General features: G+C 52.2%; 24 protein-coding genes and 3 tRNA genes. 14 read left to right on the forward strand and 13 right to left on the reverse strand.

The genetic code is table 11. The features are described 5' to 3' along the window. The first annotated feature begins 5 nt into the window (after nt 1–5). The gene (locus E1B03_RS04280; protein ID WP_133085734.1) at nt 6–1,451 is read left to right on the forward strand and encodes a tagaturonate reductase; all 1,446 of its coding nucleotides are present in this window, start codon (nt 6–8) and stop codon (nt 1,449–1,451) included. A 43-nt stretch (nt 1,452–1,494) separates the two neighbouring features. Here E1B03_RS04280 and opgB read toward each other — a convergent pair whose 3' ends face one another. The 6 genes from opgB to E1B03_RS04310 form a co-directional block, all read right to left on the reverse strand. After that, the gene (gene opgB, locus E1B03_RS04285; protein WP_133085735.1) at nt 1,495–3,786 is read right to left on the reverse strand and encodes a phosphatidylglycerol--membrane-oligosaccharide glycerophosphotransferase; all 2,292 of its coding nucleotides are present in this window, start codon (nt 3,784–3,786) and stop codon (nt 1,495–1,497) included. Between the two features lie 231 nt (nt 3,787–4,017). Beyond that, nucleotides 4,018–4,509, reverse strand: a complete 492-nt coding sequence (locus E1B03_RS04290) for a YjjA family protein (RefSeq protein ID WP_133085736.1) — start codon at nt 4,507–4,509, stop codon at nt 4,018–4,020. 70 nt (nt 4,510–4,579) lie between these two features. Then, on the reverse strand, nt 4,580–5,317 hold the full coding sequence (gene dnaC / locus E1B03_RS04295; RefSeq protein ID WP_043018319.1) for a replicative helicase loader DnaC: 738 nt from the start codon (nt 5,315–5,317) through the stop codon (nt 4,580–4,582). Between the two features lie 2 nt (nt 5,318–5,319). Beyond that, nucleotides 5,320–5,859, reverse strand: coding sequence for a primosomal protein DnaT (dnaT, locus tag E1B03_RS04300; RefSeq protein WP_103768483.1), 540 nt, complete (start codon nt 5,857–5,859; stop codon nt 5,320–5,322). 123 nt (nt 5,860–5,982) lie between these two features. Then, nucleotides 5,983–6,456 (reverse strand): threonine/serine exporter, encoded by a 474-nt coding sequence (locus E1B03_RS04305; RefSeq protein ID WP_016151589.1) that lies wholly within the window; start codon nt 6,454–6,456, stop codon nt 5,983–5,985. Further along, nucleotides 6,447–7,223 carry a threonine/serine exporter family protein gene (locus tag E1B03_RS04310; protein WP_146051416.1) on the reverse strand — a complete coding sequence of 259 codons (777 nt, stop codon included), beginning with the start codon at nt 7,221–7,223 and terminating at the stop codon, nt 6,447–6,449. Before E1B03_RS04310 ends, E1B03_RS04305 begins: the two co-directional genes overlap by 10 nt. 462 nt (nt 7,224–7,685) lie before the next feature. Between E1B03_RS04310 and E1B03_RS04315 the strand changes: the two genes are divergently transcribed. Both E1B03_RS04315 and bglJ read left to right on the forward strand, forming a co-directional pair. Next, nucleotides 7,686–8,411 carry a helix-turn-helix transcriptional regulator gene (locus E1B03_RS04315; protein WP_133085737.1) on the forward strand — a complete coding sequence of 242 codons (726 nt, stop codon included), beginning with the start codon at nt 7,686–7,688 and terminating at the stop codon, nt 8,409–8,411. Beyond that, the gene (gene bglJ / locus E1B03_RS04320; protein ID WP_103768480.1) at nt 8,372–9,046 is read left to right on the forward strand and encodes a DNA-binding transcriptional activator BglJ; all 675 of its coding nucleotides are present in this window, start codon (nt 8,372–8,374) and stop codon (nt 9,044–9,046) included. Before E1B03_RS04315 ends, bglJ begins: the two co-directional genes overlap by 40 nt. A 59-nt stretch (nt 9,047–9,105) precedes the next feature. On the opposite strand, the gene E1B03_RS04325 is transcribed toward bglJ, so the two are convergent. Continuing rightward, nucleotides 9,106–9,564 (reverse strand): YbaK/EbsC family protein, encoded by a 459-nt coding sequence (locus E1B03_RS04325; RefSeq protein WP_133085738.1) that lies wholly within the window; start codon nt 9,562–9,564, stop codon nt 9,106–9,108. Between the two features lie 235 nt (nt 9,565–9,799). On the opposite strand from E1B03_RS04325, the gene E1B03_RS26185 reads away from it, so the two are divergent. Then, entirely contained in the window at nt 9,800–9,940 is a 141-nt protein-coding gene (locus tag E1B03_RS26185; RefSeq protein ID WP_165955293.1) for a hypothetical protein, read from the forward strand. Then, on the forward strand, nt 9,930–11,273 hold the full coding sequence (locus tag E1B03_RS04330) for a PTS sugar transporter subunit IIC (protein WP_103768478.1): 1,344 nt from the start codon (nt 9,930–9,932) through the stop codon (nt 11,271–11,273). The genes E1B03_RS26185 and E1B03_RS04330 overlap by 11 nt, the downstream gene beginning before the upstream one ends. 29 nt (nt 11,274–11,302) lie before the next feature. Here E1B03_RS04330 and fhuF read toward each other — a convergent pair whose 3' ends face one another. Continuing rightward, nucleotides 11,303–12,091, reverse strand: a complete 789-nt coding sequence (gene fhuF / locus E1B03_RS04335) for a siderophore-iron reductase FhuF (RefSeq protein WP_133085739.1) — start codon at nt 12,089–12,091, stop codon at nt 11,303–11,305. Nucleotides 12,092–12,199: 108 nt separating this feature from the next. Further along, nucleotides 12,200–13,276: a GGDEF domain-containing protein gene (locus E1B03_RS04340; RefSeq protein ID WP_133085740.1), complete on the reverse strand. Its 1,077-nt coding sequence runs from the start codon at nt 13,274–13,276 to the stop codon at nt 12,200–12,202. A 216-nt stretch (nt 13,277–13,492) separates the two neighbouring features. Here E1B03_RS04340 and E1B03_RS04345 point away from each other — a divergent pair, with 216 nt between their 5' ends. Continuing rightward, nucleotides 13,493–13,768, forward strand: a complete 276-nt coding sequence (locus E1B03_RS04345) for a DUF1435 domain-containing protein (protein ID WP_207949459.1) — start codon at nt 13,493–13,495, stop codon at nt 13,766–13,768. A gap of 39 nt (nt 13,769–13,807) precedes the next feature. On the opposite strand, the gene E1B03_RS04350 is transcribed toward E1B03_RS04345, so the two are convergent. From E1B03_RS04350 to rsmC, 4 genes are all read right to left on the reverse strand, one after another. Continuing rightward, nucleotides 13,808–13,893, reverse strand: a tRNA-Leu gene (locus E1B03_RS04350). Between the two features lie 32 nt (nt 13,894–13,925). Continuing rightward, nucleotides 13,926–14,011 (reverse strand) — tRNA-Leu (locus E1B03_RS04355). A 28-nt stretch (nt 14,012–14,039) separates the two neighbouring features. Beyond that, nucleotides 14,040–14,126, reverse strand: a tRNA-Leu gene (locus E1B03_RS04360). Between the two features lie 222 nt (nt 14,127–14,348). Beyond that, a complete protein-coding gene (gene rsmC / locus E1B03_RS04365; protein WP_133085742.1) occupies nt 14,349–15,380 on the reverse strand; it encodes a 16S rRNA (guanine(1207)-N(2))-methyltransferase RsmC in 1,032 nt (343 codons plus the stop codon). A 102-nt stretch (nt 15,381–15,482) separates the two neighbouring features. On the opposite strand from rsmC, the gene holD reads away from it, so the two are divergent. The 8 genes from holD (at nt 15,483) to E1B03_RS04405 (ending at nt 21,994) form a co-directional block, all read left to right on the forward strand. Then, complete coding sequence (gene holD / locus E1B03_RS04370; RefSeq protein ID WP_103768474.1) at nt 15,483–15,896, forward strand: DNA polymerase III subunit psi; 414 nt, start codon at nt 15,483–15,485, stop codon at nt 15,894–15,896. Beyond that, nucleotides 15,865–16,311 carry a ribosomal protein S18-alanine N-acetyltransferase gene (rimI, locus tag E1B03_RS04375; protein WP_103768473.1) on the forward strand — a complete coding sequence of 149 codons (447 nt, stop codon included), beginning with the start codon at nt 15,865–15,867 and terminating at the stop codon, nt 16,309–16,311. Before holD ends, rimI begins: the two co-directional genes overlap by 32 nt. Nucleotides 16,312–16,325: 14 nt before the next feature. Beyond that, entirely contained in the window at nt 16,326–17,006 is a 681-nt protein-coding gene (yjjG, locus tag E1B03_RS04380; RefSeq protein ID WP_103768472.1) for a pyrimidine 5'-nucleotidase, read from the forward strand. Nucleotides 17,007–17,098: 92 nt separating this feature from the next. Continuing rightward, the gene (gene prfC / locus E1B03_RS04385) at nt 17,099–18,688 is read left to right on the forward strand and encodes a peptide chain release factor 3 (RefSeq protein WP_016151601.1); all 1,590 of its coding nucleotides are present in this window, start codon (nt 17,099–17,101) and stop codon (nt 18,686–18,688) included. A gap of 308 nt (nt 18,689–18,996) precedes the next feature. After that, nucleotides 18,997–19,614: a molecular chaperone OsmY gene (osmY, locus tag E1B03_RS04390; RefSeq protein WP_133085743.1), complete on the forward strand. Its 618-nt coding sequence runs from the start codon at nt 18,997–18,999 to the stop codon at nt 19,612–19,614. 127 nt (nt 19,615–19,741) lie between these two features. Further along, nucleotides 19,742–19,903 carry a DUF1328 domain-containing protein gene (locus E1B03_RS04395; RefSeq protein ID WP_003019081.1) on the forward strand — a complete coding sequence of 54 codons (162 nt, stop codon included), beginning with the start codon at nt 19,742–19,744 and terminating at the stop codon, nt 19,901–19,903. Between the two features lie 244 nt (nt 19,904–20,147). Next, a complete protein-coding gene (locus E1B03_RS04400; RefSeq protein ID WP_133085744.1) occupies nt 20,148–21,221 on the forward strand; it encodes a patatin-like phospholipase family protein in 1,074 nt (357 codons plus the stop codon). Continuing rightward, on the forward strand, nt 21,218–21,994 hold the full coding sequence (locus tag E1B03_RS04405; protein WP_133085745.1) for a metal-dependent hydrolase: 777 nt from the start codon (nt 21,218–21,220) through the stop codon (nt 21,992–21,994). Before E1B03_RS04400 ends, E1B03_RS04405 begins: the two co-directional genes overlap by 4 nt. The last annotated feature ends 202 nt before the right edge of the window (nt 21,995–22,196 follow it).

Below are 22,196 nucleotides of genomic sequence, written 5' to 3' on the forward strand. Positions count from 1 at the left end.
ATGCGATGAAAACATTGAATAGACGTGATTTTCCGGGGACCAGCTACCCAACCCGCGTGATCCAGTTTGGTGAAGGGAATTTTCTGCGGGCGTTTGTCGACTGGCAACTGGATATCCTCAACGAGCATACCAATCTGAACGCTGGCGTGACCATCGTTCGCCCGATCGATACCGATTTTCCGCCGTCGCTGAATATCCAGGACGGGCTATATACCACGCTGATTCGCGGGCTTAACGAGCAGGGTGAAGCGGTGAGCGAGGCGCGGCTTATCCGTTCGGTGAATAACGAAATCAATCCGTATCAGGATTTCGCCGCGTATCTGGCGCTGGCGCACAATGCGGACATCCGTTATGTGTTTTCGAATACCACCGAAGCCGGAATTAGCTATCACGCGACAGACCGTGCGGATGATGCGCCGCCGGTGAGTTTTCCGGCCAAACTGACGCGCCTGCTGTTGGAGCGTTTTAATCACTTTGCGGGGACGGCGGATAAGGGCTGGGTGATTATCCCCTGCGAACTTATCGACTATAACGGTGAGGCGCTCAAAACACTGGTGCTGCGGTATGCACAGGAGTGGCAGCTTCCTCCGGCGTTTGCTGACTGGGTGGAAAAGGCAAATACGTTCTGTTCGACGCTGGTTGACCGTATTGTCACCGGTTATCCGCGTGAAGAAGCCGCCGCATTGGAAGCTTCGCTTGGTTATCACGATGCGTTTCTCGATACCGCGGAGCATTTTTACCTGTTTGTGATCCAGGGACCGCAGTGGTTGGCCGAGGAGCTGAAGCTGGCGCAGTGCCCGCTGAATATCCGCGTGGTGAGCGATATCAAACCGTACAAAGAGCGCAAGGTTGCCATTCTTAATGGCGCGCATACGGCGCTGGTGCCGGTGGCGTGGCTGTGCGGGCTGGAGACCGTCGGCGAGGCGATGCAGGATGCCGATGTTCACCGCTTTGTCGAGCGGGCGATTGGCGAGGAAATTATACCGGTATTGGATCTTCCGGCGGATGAACTGCGAGAATTTGCCGACGCGGTAAGCGGGCGTTTTCAGAATCCCTATATTCGCCACCAGCTGCTTTCCATTGCGCTTAACGGGATGACTAAATTCCGCACCCGAATTTTGCCGCAGCTGTTGGCGGGTCAACAAAATGGGCGCTGGCCCGTGCGGTTAACGTTTGCCCTTGCTGCATTACTGGCGTTTTATCGCGCCGAGCGCGACGGGGAACGCTATCCGATACAGGATGATGAGCAGTGGGTAAGCTTGTATGCCAGCCTGTGGCCGCGAGTGGGCAATGATTTAACGCTGCGTGAACTGGTGGATACTGTGCTTGGCGATGCGGCGCACTGGGGCGAGGATTTGACGTTGTTACCAGGGCTTGCCGGGCAGGTGACGGCTAACCTGGAGATGATTCTGGTGCAAGGTATGCGCCAGGCGGTGAACGGTCTGGAATAAGGTTGCCATGCAGCGCCCGGTGTGGTGTTGGGCGCTGTTTTTTTTAACCCTGAGCTGCCACTACTTTGATTTCCACCATCCCGATCCCAAGCTTACGCGGCGAGTGGCCGAGAATATTGCCCTCGTTGGTAGCAACCGGATCGGGCGGGACAATTACCAGCGTATCGGCATCCGCCGGGTTATCAAAATGCAAGGTCGTGGTGGTGACATCATGGCTTAATACCAGCGTTTGTTCTTCGTTGCCAACGCGCACGGGAATAGGACGATTGGCGTTATCGCCGAAGGCTTTCGCGGTGATAACCAGATCGAATTTTTTCGGCAATGGCGCTTTGTATTCGATTTTTACCTCTTCACTGAGCTGCGCATTGGACCAGCGTCCCCAGGATTCGGGACGTGAAATACCGCTAAATTGTTTCACCTCTTCCGGCGCACCTGCCACGTTAAAGACGAAGCTATCTGCCTTGTAGCGAATATCGTTATCGACAATTTTCAGCGTATCGACGTTGCCTTTGTAGCGCTCCATGTCGATCACCGTGTCTTTAAATACGGTTTTACTTTTCCATTTCGCTTTGTCGACGTGCTGCACGATTTGCTGGCCGCCTAACTGACCCTGCGAAACGCACCAGTCGGTAGAGAGCGCCAGCTCCGGCGCCCATAGCTGCGCCATTTTGTAGCAGCGATCGACCCAGACAAAGTTATCGCGCGGGGCGAAATCTGCCAACTGGAAACGAAGCGGGGCCGAGTATTCGCTTTCCGGCAGCGGCTCGACGCGTTTTTCCGATACGCGCAGCAGCAGCGGCAGGCGGAAATGGCTACCGGAGAAAGAGATCATATTTTTGTCCTGGTCGACGGTGAACTCTTTCATCTCTTTCGGGAAATTCCACAGGCGGATGATATCGGGCTTCCACGCCAGCATTTTTTCTTTGATGTTCATGAAGACTTCTGACACAGATTCGCTCGACAAGCTGCTGCGGCCAAGGCCGATAAAATTATCGCCGCCGAGAATATCCAGTACCGTCGCACCGTTATCCATGGTGTTACGTTTCACCGCCAGCGTGTCCTGCTGCGGCTGGTCGCCGCGCAGCACGAAGAACAGGTTGTTGCGATCCTGTTTGTTCAGATACTTCCATGCGGTGTTGTTCATCGCCAGATGATCGGAAGAAACCACGATAACGGTATCTTTAAACCACGGTGATGCTTTGATTTTATTGATAAATTCGGCAATATTTTCCTGGCTACAGCTAACCGCGCTGAACGACTGATTGGCCTTCCCGTCGATGTCATAACGTTTACGGTTGCAGCTGCGTGAGATAAATCCATCCGGATGATGGGTATCGACGGTCAGCGTAAACAGTGAAAAGCGCTGGCCCGAGCGCGAAAGCTCTTCGAATTTTTTCCACGCTTCGTCCAGTACGGTATCGTCGTAGAAGCCCCAGTCGTTGCGATAGGCCGGGTCTGCAACCACGCTTTTTAACTCTTCTGCGCCGTACAAATGATCAAAGCCATGAGATTTCAGGAACACGTCTTTGCCGGCAAACCGCAGGTTGGCTCCCTGCACAAAGTAGTTCTGATAGCCGGAGTTTTTCAGGATATCGCCCAGACAGATATTGTTGGGGAAAAAGCTTGAGACCGACGCCGAGGCGTTGCCTTCAAATGGCGCAAACAGCGGAATACCGCACTGGGAGGCGACCATGCCAGCGATGGTGTAATCGGTGCCCGGAAGCTGCATGGTGTTGCTGAAATCCATGCCTTCGTTTTTCAACGCGCCGAGTTCCGGGGTCAGATTCGGGAAGGCATCGTCGTTAAAATAGGTGCGCTCAAGACTTTCGCCGTAGATATAAACCAGATTCAGCTTCGGGTTAGGGATGGTTTTCGACGGTTCTTTATAATAGGTCGAGAAATCCGGATCGCCATCGCGCGACTGGGACTTAACCAGTTCGGTTATCTGGTGAAACGCTGGGCTGGCGTCAACGGAAGCCAATGCCAGCAGCAGAGCTAACAGGCTGTAACCCACGTGATGTGGGTGATGGCGACGACGGCGCAGGATCCAGCCTAGAGCGACAAAAACGGTCGTCAGTGCCAGCGCGATCCCAACGCCCGGCAGGATATATTTTCCAATTCCCGCGCCGGTCAGGCTGTTGGTCAGGGTATACAGAACCGCGTCATTGATACCGTCACCGGTGAAATAGTCACTGGCATACAGCGTGATATTCAAGACAATAAAAATCCCCAGCACCGTTAGCGTGGCGGCAAACCACCAGGTGTTGCGACCCGCTTTCCAGGCGTATATCAGCACTGACGCGAGAAACAGAGTGATGGAGATTAATTCTGACAACGGTCGATCCTCAGTAAACCGGGCACATGCCTGGCAGGCTAATCATAAGGGGAAAGCACAATGTAATAGCGATGTTATATTGCTGCAATTGTAGTGACATTAAATTACGTTGTTATTCAGAATTGGTTTAGATATGCGTGTTTTTTGCAGGGGATTTATTGGTTATTTGACGTGTGAATGTAATGGAGTAAAGAATTGATGCCGCGTAGGTTATACGCGGCATGTCGTGCGTCAGGAAATGAAGTTCATACCCTGTTTTAACACCAGATCGCAGGCCTTGGTTTTTACCTGCTTCGCCAGCGAGCTGTTACCAATCGTGTTCAGGTCCAGCTGTTGACCATCTTTGGCGTTGAGCAGACCCTGAATACCGTCCATATAGTTGGTGTCTTGCTTCTGTTCAGGGGCACTGAGACCCAGTTTATCCAGCACCTGGTTTTTGACGTTTTGCGTGTCGGTGACCGAGGCCAGCTTCTGTTTCGCGCAATATTCCAGGATCCCGGCAGCGTTATTCATGCTGCTGGAGGTCAGCGACTGATTGCTGCCATTCAGCAGACTGGTCAGGGAAGAGAGCGACGAGCTGCCCTGCGAACCGGAGCTTTGTTTGCTCAGTTCGCTAGCCGCGCTGGAGAGCGAATCCTGCCAGGAGGCGGCAAAAACGCTGGTGGAGATGAGCGTGCTGGCGGCAAGCGCACAGCACAGCAGACGTTTGGAAGTTTTCATCATTATATGCAACTCGTGTTATGCCTTTTCAGCGCAGTATAGCGCCGGCAGTCTTAGGAGTGGTCCTAATACGTTAATACTCTTTACCGGTTACCCGGCTACGGTAACTTTCCCAGTTAAAGATGACCCACAGGCTGTTGCCAAGGCGCATACGATCCATCACGCGCTCGCCCAGCAGTTTGTTCATTTCATCCATATTGCTGTTGGTTAACATGCCGGTTGGGCGTTTTGAGGACGAACGGCGATCCACGATCTGGTTGATGATCACTTTTTCATAGCGCGATTCGGTCTGCATACCGATCTCGTCGATCACCAGCAGATCTACGTTGCTCAGATCGTTGAGCAACTGCTCTTCGCTGGTTTCACGGTTACTGAAGGTCTCTTTCATCGCCGACATAATATCAGCCACGGTAATGATCAGTACCGACTTGCCGCGCAGCAGCAGTTCGTTGCAGATGGCGGCGGCCAGATGGTTTTTACCGGTGCCGGGCTTGCCGGAGAAGATAAAGCTGGCGATATTGCCGTCAAACTCTTCAACGTACTGACGGGCTTTGCTCAGGGCGTTCATCTGGCCTTCGCACTCTACCCGATAGTTATCGAATGAACAGTTCTGATGCAGCGGACGGATCCCGGAACGGTTGAACGTGCGCTGCATTTTCATAGCTCGGTTTTCGCGGGCCAGCGCAGCGGCGCGAATTTCACCTTGCTCTTTTTGCCACGCCAGCAGCTCCTCGCCCGTTTTAAAGGCGGGTTCGACATTAGCCGGCATCATTTTTTGCAGACGTTTCATCAGGTCGCCAACGTTTTTCATCGTTATCCTCTAAAACCCGGTGGAATATGGCTGTCAGGTTCGCTGACATTGTTCACATCGCGCTTCGGCATTCCGCCATTGCTGGCCCGGCCAATCTGGATGCTGCGCGCCAGTTTTTGCTGCCACTGAATATGGTGAAAGACTTTGCCTTCGGCCTGCCAGTAGGCCACAAATGAGGCCAGCTCTTCGGCGGTGACCGGCTCTCTTAACGCCACGCCCCACAGAGCGGCCTGGCGCTGAAAGTCGGCATCGGGCTGCCAGTCAGCGTACATTGCAAATTTCCCCATTGGCACGGCAACGGGGGCGGCCTGCGGCTCTTCATAAAATTGTGCATCCAGCGTCACATCGCTTCCCGGGCGCGACAGTTTCTCTTCAAGCGCCAACAACTCAGCCAGTCTTGCAGGCGTCACCGCGTAAAACGCTGGCGCGTTATTGGCGAAAACGGCTACGGCACCGCCCGCAGATTTGGCCAGCACCGCGTGGTGATCGTGTAGTAAGGCGTCAATGCTCGTGACGTCCGGCGTCAAAATTTTGCTGGGCATAATGTTTCTCAATACTGAACAACAACCGAGAAGGGGACTGCTTTTATAGTAACACAGAGAAGGAGGAGAGCAGCAGATGAGGGGGCGATTCCCCTCTCTGCGAGATGCTAAAAAAGCGTGCCACTACACGCGCGGGCGTTTGCGATACAGCCATAATCCCGGTACGGACAGTCCGATGGAGAGCGCGCCGACAATTGATGAGGCTTTGAGGAAATTGGTCAACAGGGTGATCATCAGCGCTTCGCTATAGCCAAAATGACCGATCTTTACCGCCGAGATCATGGCGGTGTAGGCGGAGATCCCAGGAAACATGGGAATCACAGCCGCAACGGTGAAGACTTTCGGATGCGCCAGATACCAACGCGACCACTGGATCCCAATGCAGCCGACCAGCAGCGAGGCCATAAAGGTCGACCATTCAATATTAAACCCTGCGCTCATCATCACCATGCGTGAACCGTGCCCGAGCGCGCCGAGCAACGCACACCAGGGGAGCGCCCGATGCGGTACGTTAAACACCATGGCAAAGCCGAGCGCTGGGATCGCCGACAGGATCATGTCCTGCATTAGCGCCAAAATAAAATCGATCACGCCCATCCGCGCAGCCCCCATAACGTCATCGACATGACGACGCCAATGCAGGTCGCCAGCGTCAGCAGGCTGGCAATAGCCCAGCGGGCGAGCCCGGTGTTAATGTGTCCCTTAAACATATCCGCGACCGAGTTGATCAGCGGAAAACCCGGAACCAGCAGCAGCACGCTGGCGGCCATGGCGATGGTTGGGGTGTGGTTAAACGCTGGCAACGTTAGCAGCAGGCCGGAAATCGTGGTCGCCACAAACGCGGTGATGCAAAAGTTGATTTGTGGATGCAAATGCCGCGACGCCAGAATCTGGCGGATATACATCGCCACCATGCTGGCGAAAAAGGTGATCACCGCGCCATCCCATCCGCCGTTATTGAGTTTACAAAAGCAGGCGCAGGATAAGCCAACCATAAAAGCGACCAGCCATCTTGGATAGCGCAGCGGCTTAATCTGGCTAAAGCGTTTCTCTACGCCTTTAATATCCAGCAGTTTGTGTTCCGCCAAAATAACGATGTGCTGCACCTCCGTCACGACGTGCATGTTAATCCCGCGATCCTGATTTTTTCGCGTTGAGGTCAGGCATTGCCCGTCTTTAATGGTGGTCAGGACGATAGCGTTAGAGGAGATGGCACTTTCGACGCTGTTCATGCCAAGCGCCAGCCCGAGGCGGGTGGATAGCTCGTCAACCAGCGCGCTTTCTGCCCCATGCTGAAGTAAAAAAAGACCGCATTGAATACATAACCGTGTAACCGTTCGCTGTGACGACTGCTCTGTTTGCATGGTTCGCTCTGACTGAAAAGGATCTCTTTGAGTGATGAATGTCTTCTTTTTATCATGAAGCATAAGCCCAATGGCTCTGGCTAAGATCAATCTTTGTGTCGAAAAAAGACGCAGGTGGTACGGTTATCGCAGTGAACCGCCTCTCTCGCTGAGGAGTGAGAGGGAAACATCACTGAAATGTCGTGCTATTTTCCCGAAAGGCAAATATGTAAGTCATGCTAATGATCTATTGTAGTTCTTTTAATTGTACAGATAATGTTTTTATGCGCCATTATTGTAATAATGGTTTGATAGTGTGACGCTATTTGGATAGTAGGACCGAAACGTTTATTTAAATAAAATCCAAGGATAAACAATTCACCCCGTTTATTGTTCGGAGTGTTTTCCCGTGAGTTAATTCTATTAATTTACTTGGAAAATCTGAATTAAGTACGATTACGGACTGGTGAATGTGGAGGGGATATGTTGCCAGGACGCTGCAAAAACGCAATTATTATTAGTAAATTGCCTATTATACAAACTGGACTTAAAGGTGTAATGCAGGCGCAGTTCGCTGATTATGAACTTACCTACTGTCGTTCAGTTGAAGAACTGACATTGTTACAGCTGCGGTGTGCTGATTTGGTGATTGCTGATTTAACCGGAAACTGTAATCATCCTCGTTCAGTCTGCGAACAATATTATTCTTTATTATCTCAATATCGCGATATCCACTGGGTATTTCTTGTCTCTCGTATTTTTTATCCTCTGGCGGTTGAGCTGTTGATGTGCCCTGTCAGTTCGTTGCTCTCTGACGCTGAGCCGATTGAAAGCTTAGTAAATGTAATTCAAGCGGGAAATACTCGCGCTGAGAGAATAAGCAAGGCGCTGCTCTCTCCACCAGCTGTACCCCAATTGTTAGATCATAACGTACGGTCAATCGTTCTCACTCTCTCGGAAAGGAAAGTGTTACGGCTCCTTGGCAAAGGCTGGGGAATTAACCAGATTGCGGCGTTGCTGAAGAAAAGCAATAAAACAATCAGTGCCCAAAAGAACAGTGCTATGCGTCGTTTGTCGATAAATAGCAATGCAGAAATGTACGCCTGGATAAACAGTTCTCAAGGATCGCGAGAACTGAATTTACCTTCAGTTTATGGAGAAACCACGGAATGGAAAACAGAAGCATCAAAAGAAACGTTGCACTGGTAGAAAAGTGCGCAATGAGTAGCGTGGGTATTAAGAGTTTATTTAATACCATGCCAGATGATCAATATAAACTACATCTGTTTACAAACCAGCCCGCTTTTAGTCAGGCAATGTTAAATACGTCGTTTTCGGCGATCATTTTCTCCCTCTCTGCAATTAGAACCGATCGCAGGGCCGGATTGGCCTATTTGACGGAACTGGCGGTAAATTTTCCGCGTGTTCGCCGCGTGGTGATAGCTGATGATGACGCGGAGGCGCGTTTAATCGGCTCTCTGTCACCGTTGCCGCTGGATGGCGTTGTGAGTAAATCTTCTTCGTTAACGGTGCTGCAGGATGCGTTATTTACAGCATTGAACAGCCCTGGGCGAGGAGCCGAAGCCACGAAAAATCATTGGTATATCAATCAAAGCCGTATGCTCAGTCCGACAGAACGCGAAATATTGCGCTTTATGTCAAATGGCTTTTCGATGCCGCAAATTGCTGTTCAGCTTGAACGAAACATTAAAACCATTCGGGCACATAAATTTAATGTGATGTCCAAACTGGGTGTTAGCTCAGATGCGGGGTTACTGGATGCTGCTGATATTCTCCTGTATCTGCGTGCCGGAGAGCCAACCCCTTTCCTGCAGGCGGTTTAGTGACAGACAACATTAACGTTTTCGTGTCGGTTTCAGTTGCCGGTAGGAAGCGTGAAATATTACTGACAGACATCAACCCAGGTGGCGGAAGTCAGTTCAGCCATCCTTTCAGGCGTGATGCGAACCGCGCTGTGGATGGCACCTGCGGCAGGCAGCACTTCAGCGTAGTGCTTCAGAGAAACATCACAGTACACTGAAATCGGCGTTTCCAGTCCGAAAGGACATACGCCGCCAACGGGATGGCCTGTCGCGCTTACGACTTCATCGCTACTTAACATACGGGCTTTGGCGCCAAACGTACTCTTTAGCTTTTTGTTATCCAGCCGGGCATCGCCTTTAGCGACGACCAGGATGATGTCATTCTTCACCTTTAGCGAAAGCGTTTTTGCAATTTGACCTGGTTCGACGTTATGAGCTCTCGCTGCCAACTCGACGGTTGCCGTGCTCTGGTTTAATTCGATAATCTCGATATCTGGTGCATGTTGCGCTAAAAATTGACGTACTGATTGCAAACTCATTTCTCTCTCCCTGGTGCCTACAGGCAGCTCCGCACAGCAGAAAACCGCATGGCGTAATTTGTCATAAGGGCAAGCTCGCTGTAAATATTTTAATGTAACAACATGGCAACATCAGCAGTTTTTCGATCGTCTTCACAATCAAAGAAACCGGTTACAGTAACCGGTTGCAGAATGCTGAAATGGCGATTATTACTGAAGTTGTCACTTCCTCTGTATCACATAATAAGAGCCATCTATGAAACTTAACTCAAAAAGCGGTAAGGCTGGTGTTTCTCCCGGCACGGTTGCGAAAAGTAGTAATGGGTTTTACGTGGTGGTGTTGATGCCAGCGCGGTTGCAGGGTTTTGCACAATGGGAGAACGGCTATGTCTGCTAACCATGCTGTATTTAATGTGATTTTCCGCTTTGTTGAGAATTACGTTAGTCCTGTCGCCGGGCGTATATCTTCACAGCGTCATGTAATGGCAATTCGTGATGGTTTTATCTCGGCGATGCCCTTTATGATTGTAGGTTCGTTCCTGCTGGTTTTCGCCTACCCGCCTTTTTCTCCGGATACCACATGGGGGTTTGCCCGCGCGTGGCTGGATATGGCGAAACAGTTTGAAGGCCAAATCCTCACGCCGTTTGATATGACAATGGGGATCATGTCGGTTTACATATGTGCGGCTATTGCTTATAACCTGGGTAAGCATTATGTGAAGTCGCACCAGTTAGATCCGTTTATGTGTGCGATGCTGTCGATCATGGCTTTTTTGCTGATTGCCGCGCCGAAAACCAAAGGCACGATGCCGGTTGATAGCCTGGGCGGTACGGGGATTTTTACCGCCATTCTGGTGGCCATTTACTGCGTTGAAATGATGCGCTTCCTGAAGGCGCATAACATCGGCATCCGTTTACCCGACCAGGTACCGCCGATGATCAAAAACTCCTTCGATCTGCTGATCCCGGTGCTGGTGGTGGTGTTGACGCTGTACCCGCTGAGCCTGGTGATACAGTCGCAGTTTGATATGCTGATTCCACAGGCCATCATGGCCATCTTTAAACCACTGGTATCCGCCGCTGATTCTCTCCCGGCGATCCTGCTGGCGGTACTGATTGGCCATCTGCTGTGGTTTGCCGGTATTCACGGCGCGGCTATTGTGTCGGGAATGCTGCAAATGTTCTGGCTCACCAATCTTGGGATGAATCAGTCGGCGCTGGCGCAGGGTGCGCCTTTACCGCATATCTTTATGGAAGCATTCTGGACGTTCTTCATCGTGGTTGGTGGTTCTGGTGCGACGATGGGGTTGGTGATTTGTTACCTGCGGAGTCGCTCGGCTCATTTACGCTCGATTGGGCGTTTGAGTGTGGTCCCCAGCATTTTTAATATTAACGAACCGGTGATTTTCGGTACGCCGATTGTTATGAACCCGGTGTTCTTTATTCCCTTCCTGTTGGCCCCGATGGTGAATGCGGTACTGGCATGGGCGGCGATGAAGCTGGATTTAATTGGGCGGGTGATTTCAGTGGTTCCCTGGACCGCACCAGCACCGGTTGGCGCGGCGTGGGCGTTGGGCTGGGATTATCGTGCGGCGATCCTGGTCGTGCTGTTAGCGCTGGTGTCGGCCATCATCTACTTCCCGTTCTTTAAGGTCTACGAAAAGCAGCTATTAGCGCAGGAAAAAGAAGAAGCACAGCGTATAGAAGAGGAAAATCAGCAGGTTGCATAACTAGCTGGCGAGGGGCAGTCGCTCCTCGCTTACTTCAGCGTACAGTCACCGCATTGCTGAACATCTGGCAGGCGATAGCGCTGGCAGCAGGTTCTGCGCACCAACAGACCTTCACGCGGAACAACGGTCCGCCACAGGGGATTATCCTGGCCGCTGGAGAGTTGTTTCTCAAAAAAGCAGGTCTGGCGCAGTGTGTTCAGTAGTTCTTCACCTAATAACGGCTTCATTTCCGTTAAATACCAGTGAATTAAATATCCGGTGTTGCTCCAGATAAGTTTCGCATTGATCTCTCCCGTCGCTTCCAGCGCCTGCACGACCGGCGTCAGCGCCGAGAGAATCAGCGTTTCCATGCGTTGTTGAGGAGACTGGGCCGTGGCCTGGCGATCCTCATGTACGTCGATCCAGAAGCAGGCAGCACGGCCCGTTTCGTGAAATTCCACGTGCATGTGTTCAGGATAGACGTCGATAGCTTCTTTTTGCGTCAGCAGGGCCACCATGAGCGGAGGCATCATCAGGCCGATATACCACTGCGCCCAGAGCGAAATCAGCGGCTTATTTTCGCGTGGAAGCGTGGGCTGATTGCGATAGATATGGTCTGAGTAGATAGCCAGCAGCGAACTTAGCGTCGTCGGCTGGGTCCATTCATGCAGCGTCATCGCTCCTGGTACAGGCGTTTCGTCCAGACGAATGAAGTCCAGCAGGTGCTCGCGAGTTTTGGCTATCGTTGCGCGTACGGCAGCAGCCAGCGAAGGCATCGCCACAGGGGGATGGCTACGCCAGATGACATCTTCAACGATCGGTGCGGAACGATAAGCCATGACTATATAAGGATGTTAATCTAAATGATAATGATTGCTAATCCTATAGTTGACAATTAACGATGGCAAGATATTTGTCGCAATCCCGGGCGGTACCGCACAGATAGCTCAGGTAGAAGGGCAATTCACCCGCAGTTCATCGCTGACCAGCGTGCTGTTGCGCCCAAGACTCTTGGCCTCATAAAGGGCCTTATCCGCTCGGGCAATAGCCGCCTCAATATCCTGCTCAATCAGAGGCGCAATGCCGATACTGACGGTTACGTTGGTTGCCACGCTCTCATTGAACATGTGGGGAATCTTAAGATCGTACACTTTCTGGCGAATGCGTTCGGCGGCAGCTTGCGCCTGCTGGGGATCGACTGCGGTCAGCAAAACCATAAACTCTTCACCGCCAAAACGCGCCACTACGTCCCGGGAGCGTACGGAGTCACGAATCGCGGCAGAAACGCGGATCAGTGCCTGGTCGCCCATCATATGCCCGTAATGATCGTTATAGGCTTTGAAATGGTCGATATCCAGCAGCAGTACGTAGTGCTTCGAGTTGCTCAGGGCTAACAACGTATCGAGTCTGTGTTGCAGCCCCCGGCGATTGTACAAACCGGTCAGCGGGTCCAGCATGCTGAGTCCGTTCAAGGTTTCCCGTTCTTCCAGCAGTTTGTACATCAGTTGCTGGGCGAAGCCATCGTAGCGCTTTTGTATCACATGCTGGATGGCGATTCCGGCCATGGGCAGCGCCATAAAATAGAAAATTCGTAACCCATGCTCGCTGCCGTTTAGCCATAAACAGACGGCGACGGAAGGCAATGAGTGAAGCGTAAATGCGATGATATTATTGGCAAAAGCGATAGAACCAATAAACAGCACACTCAGAAGGGCGATTAATAGAAAATAATAATCATTATGACCTAGCGCGTTATATTTCAGGAAAATATGTAATGCCCATAGCAAGCCAAAAACGATTGAAATAAAAGGGAGATTAATTTTTTTATCCGCATATTTCCCGTGCCATGCCAGCAACAATGTACTCATCACGAACATCAGCAACGCCGGTATCGATAAGGCTTTGACGGCAAACAGTGGGAAAAAAAGCGTAAACAGCGCGGAGACGGCGTTGAGCAGCAGAAACAGTCGTAAAGAGAGTTGGTATTTTTTGGTGCGCAGAGTTCGCCAGGATTGTACTGTCATAGGTAAATATTGTTAGTTATCTGTAATATACGAAGGTGTGTTGGTAAATAAAACAAATAACGAACGGGATATCATTCGCTGAGGTCTTTATTGTTTTTAGTTGGAAAGCTAATCGGCGAGCAATTTATCACCTTAGATTATTCATGTCATCAATCGTTAAGTAAAACTCATATAATTGATAGTGCCTCATAGCTGACAAATGAGAAATTTTACCATATGATATTGGTTATCATTATCAATGTCATAGGTGGTACCATGTTGCAACGTACGCTGGGCAGTGGATGGGGTGTTCTGCTGCCGGGAATGCTCATTGCCGGGATGGCATTTAGTGACCTGTCGGTCTACGTATGGAAGGCGATGATTGTATTAGGATTACTGCTGACTTCACTTATGTTATATCACAAGCGTTTACGGCATTTTGTTTTGCTGCCTTCATGCGCGGCGCTGATCGGCGGCATTGTTCTGGTAATGATGAACTGGAATCAGGGATGAACAAAACAGGGAAGAACATCGAGAAGGAGATAAGATAATTGGTGCGAGGGGGGGGACTCGAACCCCCACATCCTAAGGACACTAACACCTGAAGCTAGCGCGTCTACCAATTCCGCCACCTTCGCACAGTCATCTTATTTTTTTGATATCGCCTCGTTGGTGCGAGGGGGGGGACTCGAACCCCCACATCCTAAGGACACTAACACCTGAAGCTAGCGCGTCTACCAATTCCGCCACCTTCGCCCAGTGCGAGCAATATCAACGTGGATTATGGTGCGAGGGGGGGGACTTGAACCCCCACGTCCGAAAGGACACTAACACCTGAAGCTAGCGCGTCTACCAATTCCGCCACCTTCGCATACCATCGACACTCAAAAAGTATCGTTACCACGGAGGCGAATTCTAGAGATTTTATGCAGGGCGTCAACAGTTAATTATCGAACTTAACGTGATTGCCGAAAAAAAAGGCGTTTCTTCGGTTTCTGGCGTTTGATGCAGGCTGGATAAGCAATTGTGCCATCCGGCGTTGCTTGGTGTCAGGCCGGATAGTGGCGTAAATGCCTTTTCCGGCCTGCATCCGTTAGGCTTTTTTCGCCTGACGCGTCATGATGGTGCGATAGACCTTGAAGCGCCCGGTTTGCGCGATAACCTCGTGGAAGCCAAACACTTCATCCAGTACCTTCGGATAAGGCAGGAAGGCGTTCGCCACGATACGCAGCTCACCGCCGCTGTTGAGATGGCGTACTGCGCCGCGAATCAGCGTTTGCGCGGCATCAAGACTGGTCTGCATCCCATCATGGAAAGGTGGGTTGGAGATGATCATATCAAAGCGGCCCGTCACGTCAGAAAAGACGTTACTGGCGATGACCTCACCTTCAATCCCGTTGGCGGCAAGCGTTGCGCGGCTGGCTTCAACCGCGGCGGCGCTAACATCGCACAGGGTTAAGCGCACTTTTGGCGAGTGGCTGGCTAAGGCGACGGAGAGTACGCCTGCGCCACAGCCGACATCCAGAACTTTGCCTTTGGTGTGCGGCGTCAGGGTGGAGAGCAGCAGTTGGCTGCCAACATCCAGGCCGTCACGGCTGAATACGCCCGGCAGCGTTTTGATGGTCAGATTGTCGGTCTGGTATTCATCCCAATATTTTTCTGCATCAAAGACCGGCTGTTTTTCCAGACGACCGTGGTACAGGCCGCAGCGACGTGCGCTGTCGACTTTGTTCAGCGGCGCGTACTCGGCCAGCATCTGCTCTGCGCTACGTACGCCGCTGCGGTTTTCGCCAACAACAAAAATATCGGTGCCCACCGGTAACAGTGACAGAAGATTCATCAACTGGAACTGGGCTTCCGGCTTATTCTTCGGCCAGTAGTAGATCAGCGTGTCGCTATCGGCAACGTCATCGGCCTGCGCGACGAGGCTGAAGCGGACGTTGTCGCCCATCTGGCGGTTAAGCACCTGCCAGTGGTGAAGCTGCTGAGTATGCGCACGGCTGGCGGCGCTTTCAAAATGGGCAGGCAGGTCATCCTGCAAATCACCGGCAAACAGAATACGGCTTTGTTCGAAATCATCACTATGGCGCAGCAAGACTTCACTTGCCGGGGTAAAAGCAGACATGGAGTGCTCCTTAAATTGTACAGCGGGGGATTATAGTTGTTTGATGGCGCGGATTCGACAAATTTGCTATATTTGCGCCCCTGATTACAGGAGTGTTTCGCTATGACATCCCGACGAGACTGGCAGTTACAGCAACTGGGCATTACGCAGTGGTCGTTGCGTCGTCCCGGCGCGCTGCAGGGGGAGATCGCGATTTCGATTCCTGCGCACGTCCGTTTGGTGATGGTGGCTGAACAGTTACCCGCGCTAACCGAGCCGTTGATGAGCGATTTTTTACGCGCATTAACCGTCAGCCCGGATCAGGTTTTACAACTGACGCCTGACCGTGTCGCCATGCTGCCGCAGGGTGGTCGCTGCAATAGCTGGCGGCTGGGAACCGATGAGCCGCTGCTGCTAGAGGGCGCTCAGGTCGCGAGTCCTGCGTTTAATGAATTACGGGAAAACCCAGCGGCCCGCGCCGCGTTATGGCAACAAATCTGCGCATATGAACACGATTTCTTCCCTCGAACCGACTGATTTACCAGCAGCATTTCAGATTGAAAAACGCGCCCACGCCTTTCCGTGGAGTGAAAAAACATTTGCCAGCAACCAGGGCGATCGCTACCTCAATTTTCAGTTGAGGGTTGACGACGTGATGGCCGCCTTTGCGATTACGCAGGTCGTGCTGGATGAAGCTACGCTGTTCAATATTGCCGTCGATCCTGACTTTCAGCGCCGGGGCCTGGGGCGTGACCTGCTGGAGCACCTGATCGATGAGCTGGAAACGCGTGGCATTTTGACGCTGTGGCTTGAGGTGCGCGCCTCAAATGCCGCCGCTATCGCGCTGTACGAAAGCTTAGGCTTTAACGAGGCGACGATCCGGCGCAATTACTATCCAACGGCCGATGGTCATGAAGACGCCATTATCATGGCATTGCCAATCAGCATGTAAGACAAGGTGTAATGATGAAGAAGTGGGACTGGATTTTCTTTGATGCCGACGAAACGCTGTTTACGTTTGACTCGTTTACCGGCTTACAGCGGATGTTTCTTGACTATAGCATTACCTTTACCGCTGAAGATTTCCAGGACTACCAGGCTGTGAATAAACCGCTGTGGGTGGATTATCAAAACGGCGCGATTACCTCATTACAACTGCAGCATGCCCGTTTCCAGAGCTGGGCTGAACGCCTGAAGGTAGAGCCAGGCCAGCTTAATGACGCATTCATTAATGCGATGGCGGAGATTTGCTCGCCGTTGCCAGGGGCGGTTTCTCTGCTCAATGCGATTCGGGGTAAAACGAAAATCGGCATCATTACTAACGGCTTTACGGCGTTGCAGCAAATCCGCCTTGAGCGGACGGGGCTGCGCGACTATTTTGACCTGCTGGTGATTTCTGAGCAGGTTGGCGTGGCAAAACCCGATCCCCGTATTTTTGACCATGCGCTGGAACAGGCGGGCAATCCTGACCGTTCCCGCGTGCTGATGGTGGGCGACACCGCAGAATCCGATATTCTTGGCGGTATTAACGCCGGCCTATTCACTTGCTGGCTAAATACGCACCACCGCGAGCAGCCAGCGGGCATTCAGCCGACCTGGACCGTAGCGTCATTAAACGAACTGGAGCAGCTCTTGTGTAAACACTGATTGCCTCCCCCCCGTTGATGGGTAAAATAGCCGCAATTTTTCGTATTCAACTTGCACGGCCCATTGCCGTGCTTACCTAAGAAGATTTGACTATGACGTTGTCTCCTTATTTGCAAGAGGTGGCCAAACGCCGCACTTTTGCCATTATTTCTCACCCGGATGCCGGTAAAACGACAATTACTGAAAAGGTACTGTTATTCGGACAGGCGATTCAGACCGCCGGTACGGTAAAAGGCCGTGGCTCCAGCCAGCATGCCAAATCTGACTGGATGGAAATGGAAAAGCAGCGTGGTATCTCGATTACCACCTCCGTGATGCAGTTTCCGTATCATGACTGCCTGGTGAACCTGCTGGACACCCCGGGGCACGAAGACTTCTCTGAAGATACTTACCGTACACTGACGGCGGTGGACTGCTGCCTGATGGTTATCGACGCAGCAAAAGGTGTTGAAGACAGGACCCGTAAGCTGATGGAAGTTACCCGTCTGCGCGATACGCCGATCCTGACCTTTATGAACAAACTCGACCGCGACATCCGTGACCCGATGGAGCTGCTGGATGAAGTTGAGAACGAGCTGAAAATCGGCTGTGCGCCGATCACCTGGCCGATTGGCTGCGGTAAGTTGTTCAAAGGAGTCTATCACTTATATAAAGACGAAACTTACCTGTACCAGACGGGTAAAGGCCACACCATTCAGGAAGTGCGTATTGTTAAAGGTCTGAACAACCCGGAGCTTGATGCTGCCGTGGGCGAAGACCTGGCGCAGCAGTTGCGCGACGAACTGGAGCTGGTGCAGGGCGCGTCTAACGAATTCGACCATGAGCTGTTCCTCGCAGGCGAAATCACCCCGGTCTTCTTCGGTACCGCGCTGGGTAACTTCGGCGTTGACCATATGCTGGACGGTTTAGTGGAGTGGGCACCTGCGCCGATGCCGCGTAAAACCGACACCCGTGTCGTTGAAGCTTCTGAAGAGAAGTTCACCGGCTTCGTGTTTAAAATTCAGGCCAATATGGATCCGAAACACCGCGACCGCGTGGCATTTATGCGCGTGGTGTCCGGCAAGTACGAGAAAGGCATGAAAATGCGCCAGGTGCGCATTGGTAAAGACGTGGTTATCTCCGATGCGCTGACCTTTATGGCCGGTGACCGTTCTCACGTGGAAGAAGCGTATCCGGGCGATATTCTTGGTCTGCACAACCACGGCACTATTCAGATCGGCGATACCTTTACCCAGGGCGAAATGATGAAGTTCACTGGTATTCCGAACTTCGCGCCGGAGCTGTTCCGTCGTATTCGCCTGAAGGATCCGCTGAAGCAGAAACAGCTGCTGAAAGGGCTGGTTCAGCTGTCAGAAGAGGGCGCAGTGCAGGTCTTCCGTCCAATCGCTAACAACGATCTGATCGTGGGCGCCGTCGGTGTGCTGCAGTTCGACGTGGTGGTCTCTCGTCTGAAGAGCGAATACAACGTCGAAGCGATTTATGAGTCGGTCAACGTAGCGACTGCGCGCTGGGTAGAGTGTTCAGACGTGAAGAAATTCGAAGAATTTAAGCGTAAAAACGAAATTCAGCTGGCGCTGGATGGCGGCGATAACCTCACCTATATCGCGCCGACCATGGTTAACCTGAATCTCACCCAGGAACGTTACCCTGACGTTCAGTTCCGCAAAACGCGCGAACACTAATCGACCTTCCAGGGCACGGTATCCGCCGTGCCCTGCAACTTTCCCTGTCTTTTAAATCCCTTGCGGAATGTTCTTAAAACCTCGCGTTTTTCTTTTGTTTGCCTGTTTTTTAGTCAGATCGGGCAGCGATCACGAAATCCTGAACTATATTTAACAATGTGATGACATAAATATCGGCGTTTAATGCTTTTTAGGCTGCCTGTTGCAGCTTCTATTGCTGATATTTATTCCACTTACAAGATTAGTTGCTGGTTCCGACCGTTTAACGGTAGAGCCTGGCTTTTAGCAAAACATACAGGAATACATCGATGACAATGACAGGACTTAAGATTTCTAAAACGCTGATGGCCGTGATGTTAACCTCCGCTGTTGCAACGAGTTCTGCTTATGCAGAAAACTCGACGGCAGATAAAGCGCAATCCGGTATCGAAAGTGCGGGGCAGAAAGTCGATAGCTCTATGAACAAAGTCGGTAATTTCATGGATGACAGCACCATCACCGCGAAAGTAAAAGCCGCGCTGGTGGACCACGAAAGCATTAAGAGCACCGATATTTCCGTCAAAACCGATCAGAAGGTAGTAACGCTAAGCGGCTTTGTTGAAAGCCAGGCGCAGGCTGAAGAAGCAGTGAAAGTGGCGAAAGGCGTTGAGGGTGTGACCTCCGTCAGCGACAAACTGCACGTGCGTGATAGCAAAGACACCTCAGTAAAAGGCTATGCGGGCGATACGGCAATCACCAGTGAGGTAAAAGCCAAGCTGCTGGCCGATGACATCGTCCCTTCCCGCAAGGTGAAAGTTGAAACCACCGATGGCGTGGTACAGCTTTCGGGAACCGTTGAATCACAGGCTCAAAGCGATCGCGCTGAGAGTATCGCCAAAGCGATTGACGGCGTGAAAAGCGTCAAAAACGATCTTAAAACTCACTAATTAGACTTAATTCGTCCTCCTGACGTTTGTCGGGAGGCGTGTTGTGCACCACACTGAAAATATCGCCGATGGGCAGCCTGAGTGCTCATATCAAGCGGTGACATTAACTATGGTAAAGGAGAAGCGCATGTTTCGATGGGGCATCATATTTCTGGTTATCGCGTTAATTGCCGCTGCACTGGGTTTTGGTGGACTGGCGGGTACCGCTGCAGGCGCAGCGAAAATTGTTTTTGTGGTGGGGATCATTTTGTTCCTGGTCAGCCTGTTTACCGGGCGTAAACGACCCTAGCCCATCCCCTTTATTCTTCAAGCTACAGGGGCGTTGGCTGCGCGCGCTCACCCGAATCACTTACCAGCGTAAGCTCATCGGGACTCTCGCACTTGCCGTCTTCCTGTAACTCGAATTATTTTGGGGATTAACCGTAAAGATATCTTGCTACTCAGCCAGTCCATTGGACTGGCTTTTAAGGTTTTAGCGTCTGGCGATTTGCGTTACTTTGTTGCTCTATTACAAAAACAACAGGAAGGCAGAGGTGGGGCAGAGAATACCCGTTACGCTCGGTAATATCGCGCCGTTATCGTTACGTCCGTTCCAACCAGGCAGTGTGGCACTGGTGTGTGAGGGCGGCGGACAAAGAGGCATCTTCACCGCTGGCGTACTGGATGAATTCATGCGCGCGCAGTTCAATCCCTTTGATCTCTTCTACGGGACGTCCGCCGGCGCGCAAAATCTTTCAGCTTATCTCTGTAATCAGCCTGGTTACGGCCGCAAAGTTATTATGCGATACACCACCCGACGCGAATTTTTTGACCCGGTGCGCTTTGTGCGCGGGGGAAACTTAATCGATCTCGACTGGCTGGTGGATTCAACCGCCTCCCAAATGCCGCTGGCAATGGATAATGCTGAGCGCCTGTTTGCCGCAGGGAAAGCGTTTTATATGTGCGCCTGTCGGGGCGATGACTACACGCCGGGCTATTTCTCGCCGAACCGGCAAAACTGGCTCGATCTTATTCGTGCCTCCAGCGCGATTCCCGGGTTCTACCGCACAGGGGTTGCGCTGGATGGCGTGAACTATCTTGATGGGGGCGTCAGCGACGCCATCCCCGTGATGGAAGCAGCGAAGCAGGGGGCAAAAACGCTGGTGGTTATCCGCACCGTGCCTTCGCAAATGTACTACACCCCGCAGTGGTTTAAGCGAATGGAACGCTGGCTGGGCGAAAGCAGTCTGCAACCGCTATTGAACCTGGTTCAGCACCATGAAGCCAGCTATCGTGCGATTCAGAGTTTTATTGAGAAGCCGCCGGGTAAGCTGCGTATCTTTGAAATCTATCCACCCAAACCGCTCCATAGCATGGCGTTGGGAAGCCGTATTCCGGCGCTGCGGGAAGATTACAAGACCGGACGCCTGTGTGGTCGTTACTTCCTGGCGACGGTCGGCAAACTGCTGGCGAAAAACGCGCCTCTGCCTCGTCAGACGCCGAAGATTGTGGTGCCGGGGCCGGTGGTGGTTCCTCCCACGCCGGTGGCCAACGATGCCCACGCACCGGTGGTGACCAATGCGCCTCAGGCGAACGACGCTACGTTTAATAATGAGGATTTGGCGTGAGTTATCGTTTTATCGATACGCATTGTCATTTTGATTTCCCGCCGTTTACCGGCGATGAATCTGCCAGCATTCAGCACGCGGCTGACGTCGGCGTGCAAGGTATTATCGTCCCGGCCATTCAGGCGGCGAATTTTTCCCGCGTACTGGCGTTAGCGGAAAATTATCCGCCGTTGTTTGCTGCTCTGGGGCTGCATCCCATTGTTATTGAACAACATGGCGATGACTGCCTGGACCAGTTGCAGCAGGCGCTGGATAAGCGTCCGCAAAAGCTGGTGGCGGTAGGTGAGATTGGGCTCGATCTGTATCGGGACGATCCACAATTCGACAAACAGGAACGGGTGCTGGAATCGCAGCTTAAGCTGGCGAAGCGTTATGAACTGCCGGTGATCCTGCATTCGCGGCGCACTCATGACAAGCTGGCGATGCACCTGAAACGCCATGCTTTGCCGCGAACCGGCGTGGTGCATGGGTTTTCCGGGAGCGTGCAGCAGGCCGAACGTTTTGTGCAGTTGGGATATAAAATTGGCGTGGGCGGCACCATTACCTATCCGCGCGCCAGCAAAACCCGCGAAGTGATGGCACAACTGCCGCTGGACTCGCTGCTGCTGGAAACCGACGCGCCGGATATGCCGCTCAACGGCTTTCAGGGACAGACCAACCGCCCGGAACAGGTGGTCAGGGTCTTTGACGTCTTATGCGAGCTGCGCCCGGAACCTGCGGACGTGATCGCTGACGCGCTGTATCGCAATACCACGGCGTTGTTTAACGTGTGATTGTTGGGCGCCGCCTTATCCGGCCTACAGAAGTGCGCGCCGTAGGCCTGATAAGCGAAGCGCATCAGGCATGTCTTCACCGGGTGGTGGCTGCGCCTTATCCGGCCTACAAAAGTGCGCGCCGTAGGTCTGATAAGCGAAACATATCAGGCATATCTTCACCGGATGGCGGCTGCGCCTTATCCGGCCTACAGAAGTGTGC

It is taken from the genome of Citrobacter arsenatis, from assembly GCF_004353845.1.
In the GTDB taxonomy this organism is placed as follows: Bacteria; Pseudomonadota; Gammaproteobacteria; order Enterobacterales; family Enterobacteriaceae; genus Citrobacter; species Citrobacter arsenatis.

Coding starts and splice junctions, on each gene's coding strand:
- E1B03_RS04280 (WP_133085734.1), top strand. CDS start 6: ATGAAAACATTGAATAGACGTGATTTTCCGGGGACCAGCTACCCAACC.
- E1B03_RS04290 (WP_133085736.1), bottom strand. CDS start 4,509: ATGATGAAAACTTCCAAACGTCTGCTGTGCTGTGCGCTTGCCGCCAGC.
- dnaC (WP_043018319.1), bottom strand. CDS start 5,317: ATGAAAAACGTTGGCGACCTGATGAAACGTCTGCAAAAAATGATGCCG.
- dnaT (WP_103768483.1), bottom strand. CDS start 5,859: ATGCCCAGCAAAATTTTGACGCCGGACGTCACGAGCATTGACGCCTTA.
- E1B03_RS04305 (WP_016151589.1), bottom strand. CDS start 6,456: ATGGGCGTGATCGATTTTATTTTGGCGCTAATGCAGGACATGATCCTG.
- E1B03_RS04310 (WP_146051416.1), bottom strand. CDS start 7,223: ATGCAAACAGAGCAGTCGTCACAGCGAACGGTTACACGGTTATGTATT.
- E1B03_RS04315 (WP_133085737.1), top strand. CDS start 7,686: ATGTTGCCAGGACGCTGCAAAAACGCAATTATTATTAGTAAATTGCCT.
- bglJ (WP_103768480.1), top strand. CDS start 8,372: ATGGAAAACAGAAGCATCAAAAGAAACGTTGCACTGGTAGAAAAGTGC.
- E1B03_RS04325 (WP_133085738.1), bottom strand. CDS start 9,564: ATGAGTTTGCAATCAGTACGTCAATTTTTAGCGCAACATGCACCAGAT.
- E1B03_RS26185 (WP_165955293.1), top strand. CDS start 9,800: ATGAAACTTAACTCAAAAAGCGGTAAGGCTGGTGTTTCTCCCGGCACG.
- E1B03_RS04330 (WP_103768478.1), top strand. CDS start 9,930: ATGTCTGCTAACCATGCTGTATTTAATGTGATTTTCCGCTTTGTTGAG.
- fhuF (WP_133085739.1), bottom strand. CDS start 12,091: ATGGCTTATCGTTCCGCACCGATCGTTGAAGATGTCATCTGGCGTAGC.
- E1B03_RS04340 (WP_133085740.1), bottom strand. CDS start 13,276: ATGACAGTACAATCCTGGCGAACTCTGCGCACCAAAAAATACCAACTC.
- E1B03_RS04345 (WP_207949459.1), top strand. CDS start 13,493: ATGATATTGGTTATCATTATCAATGTCATAGGTGGTACCATGTTGCAA.
- rsmC (WP_133085742.1), bottom strand. CDS start 15,380: ATGTCTGCTTTTACCCCGGCAAGTGAAGTCTTGCTGCGCCATAGTGAT.
- holD (WP_103768474.1), top strand. CDS start 15,483: ATGACATCCCGACGAGACTGGCAGTTACAGCAACTGGGCATTACGCAG.
- rimI (WP_103768473.1), top strand. CDS start 15,865: ATGAACACGATTTCTTCCCTCGAACCGACTGATTTACCAGCAGCATTT.
- yjjG (WP_103768472.1), top strand. CDS start 16,326: ATGAAGAAGTGGGACTGGATTTTCTTTGATGCCGACGAAACGCTGTTT.
- prfC (WP_016151601.1), top strand. CDS start 17,099: ATGACGTTGTCTCCTTATTTGCAAGAGGTGGCCAAACGCCGCACTTTT.
- osmY (WP_133085743.1), top strand. CDS start 18,997: ATGACAATGACAGGACTTAAGATTTCTAAAACGCTGATGGCCGTGATG.
- E1B03_RS04395 (WP_003019081.1), top strand. CDS start 19,742: ATGTTTCGATGGGGCATCATATTTCTGGTTATCGCGTTAATTGCCGCT.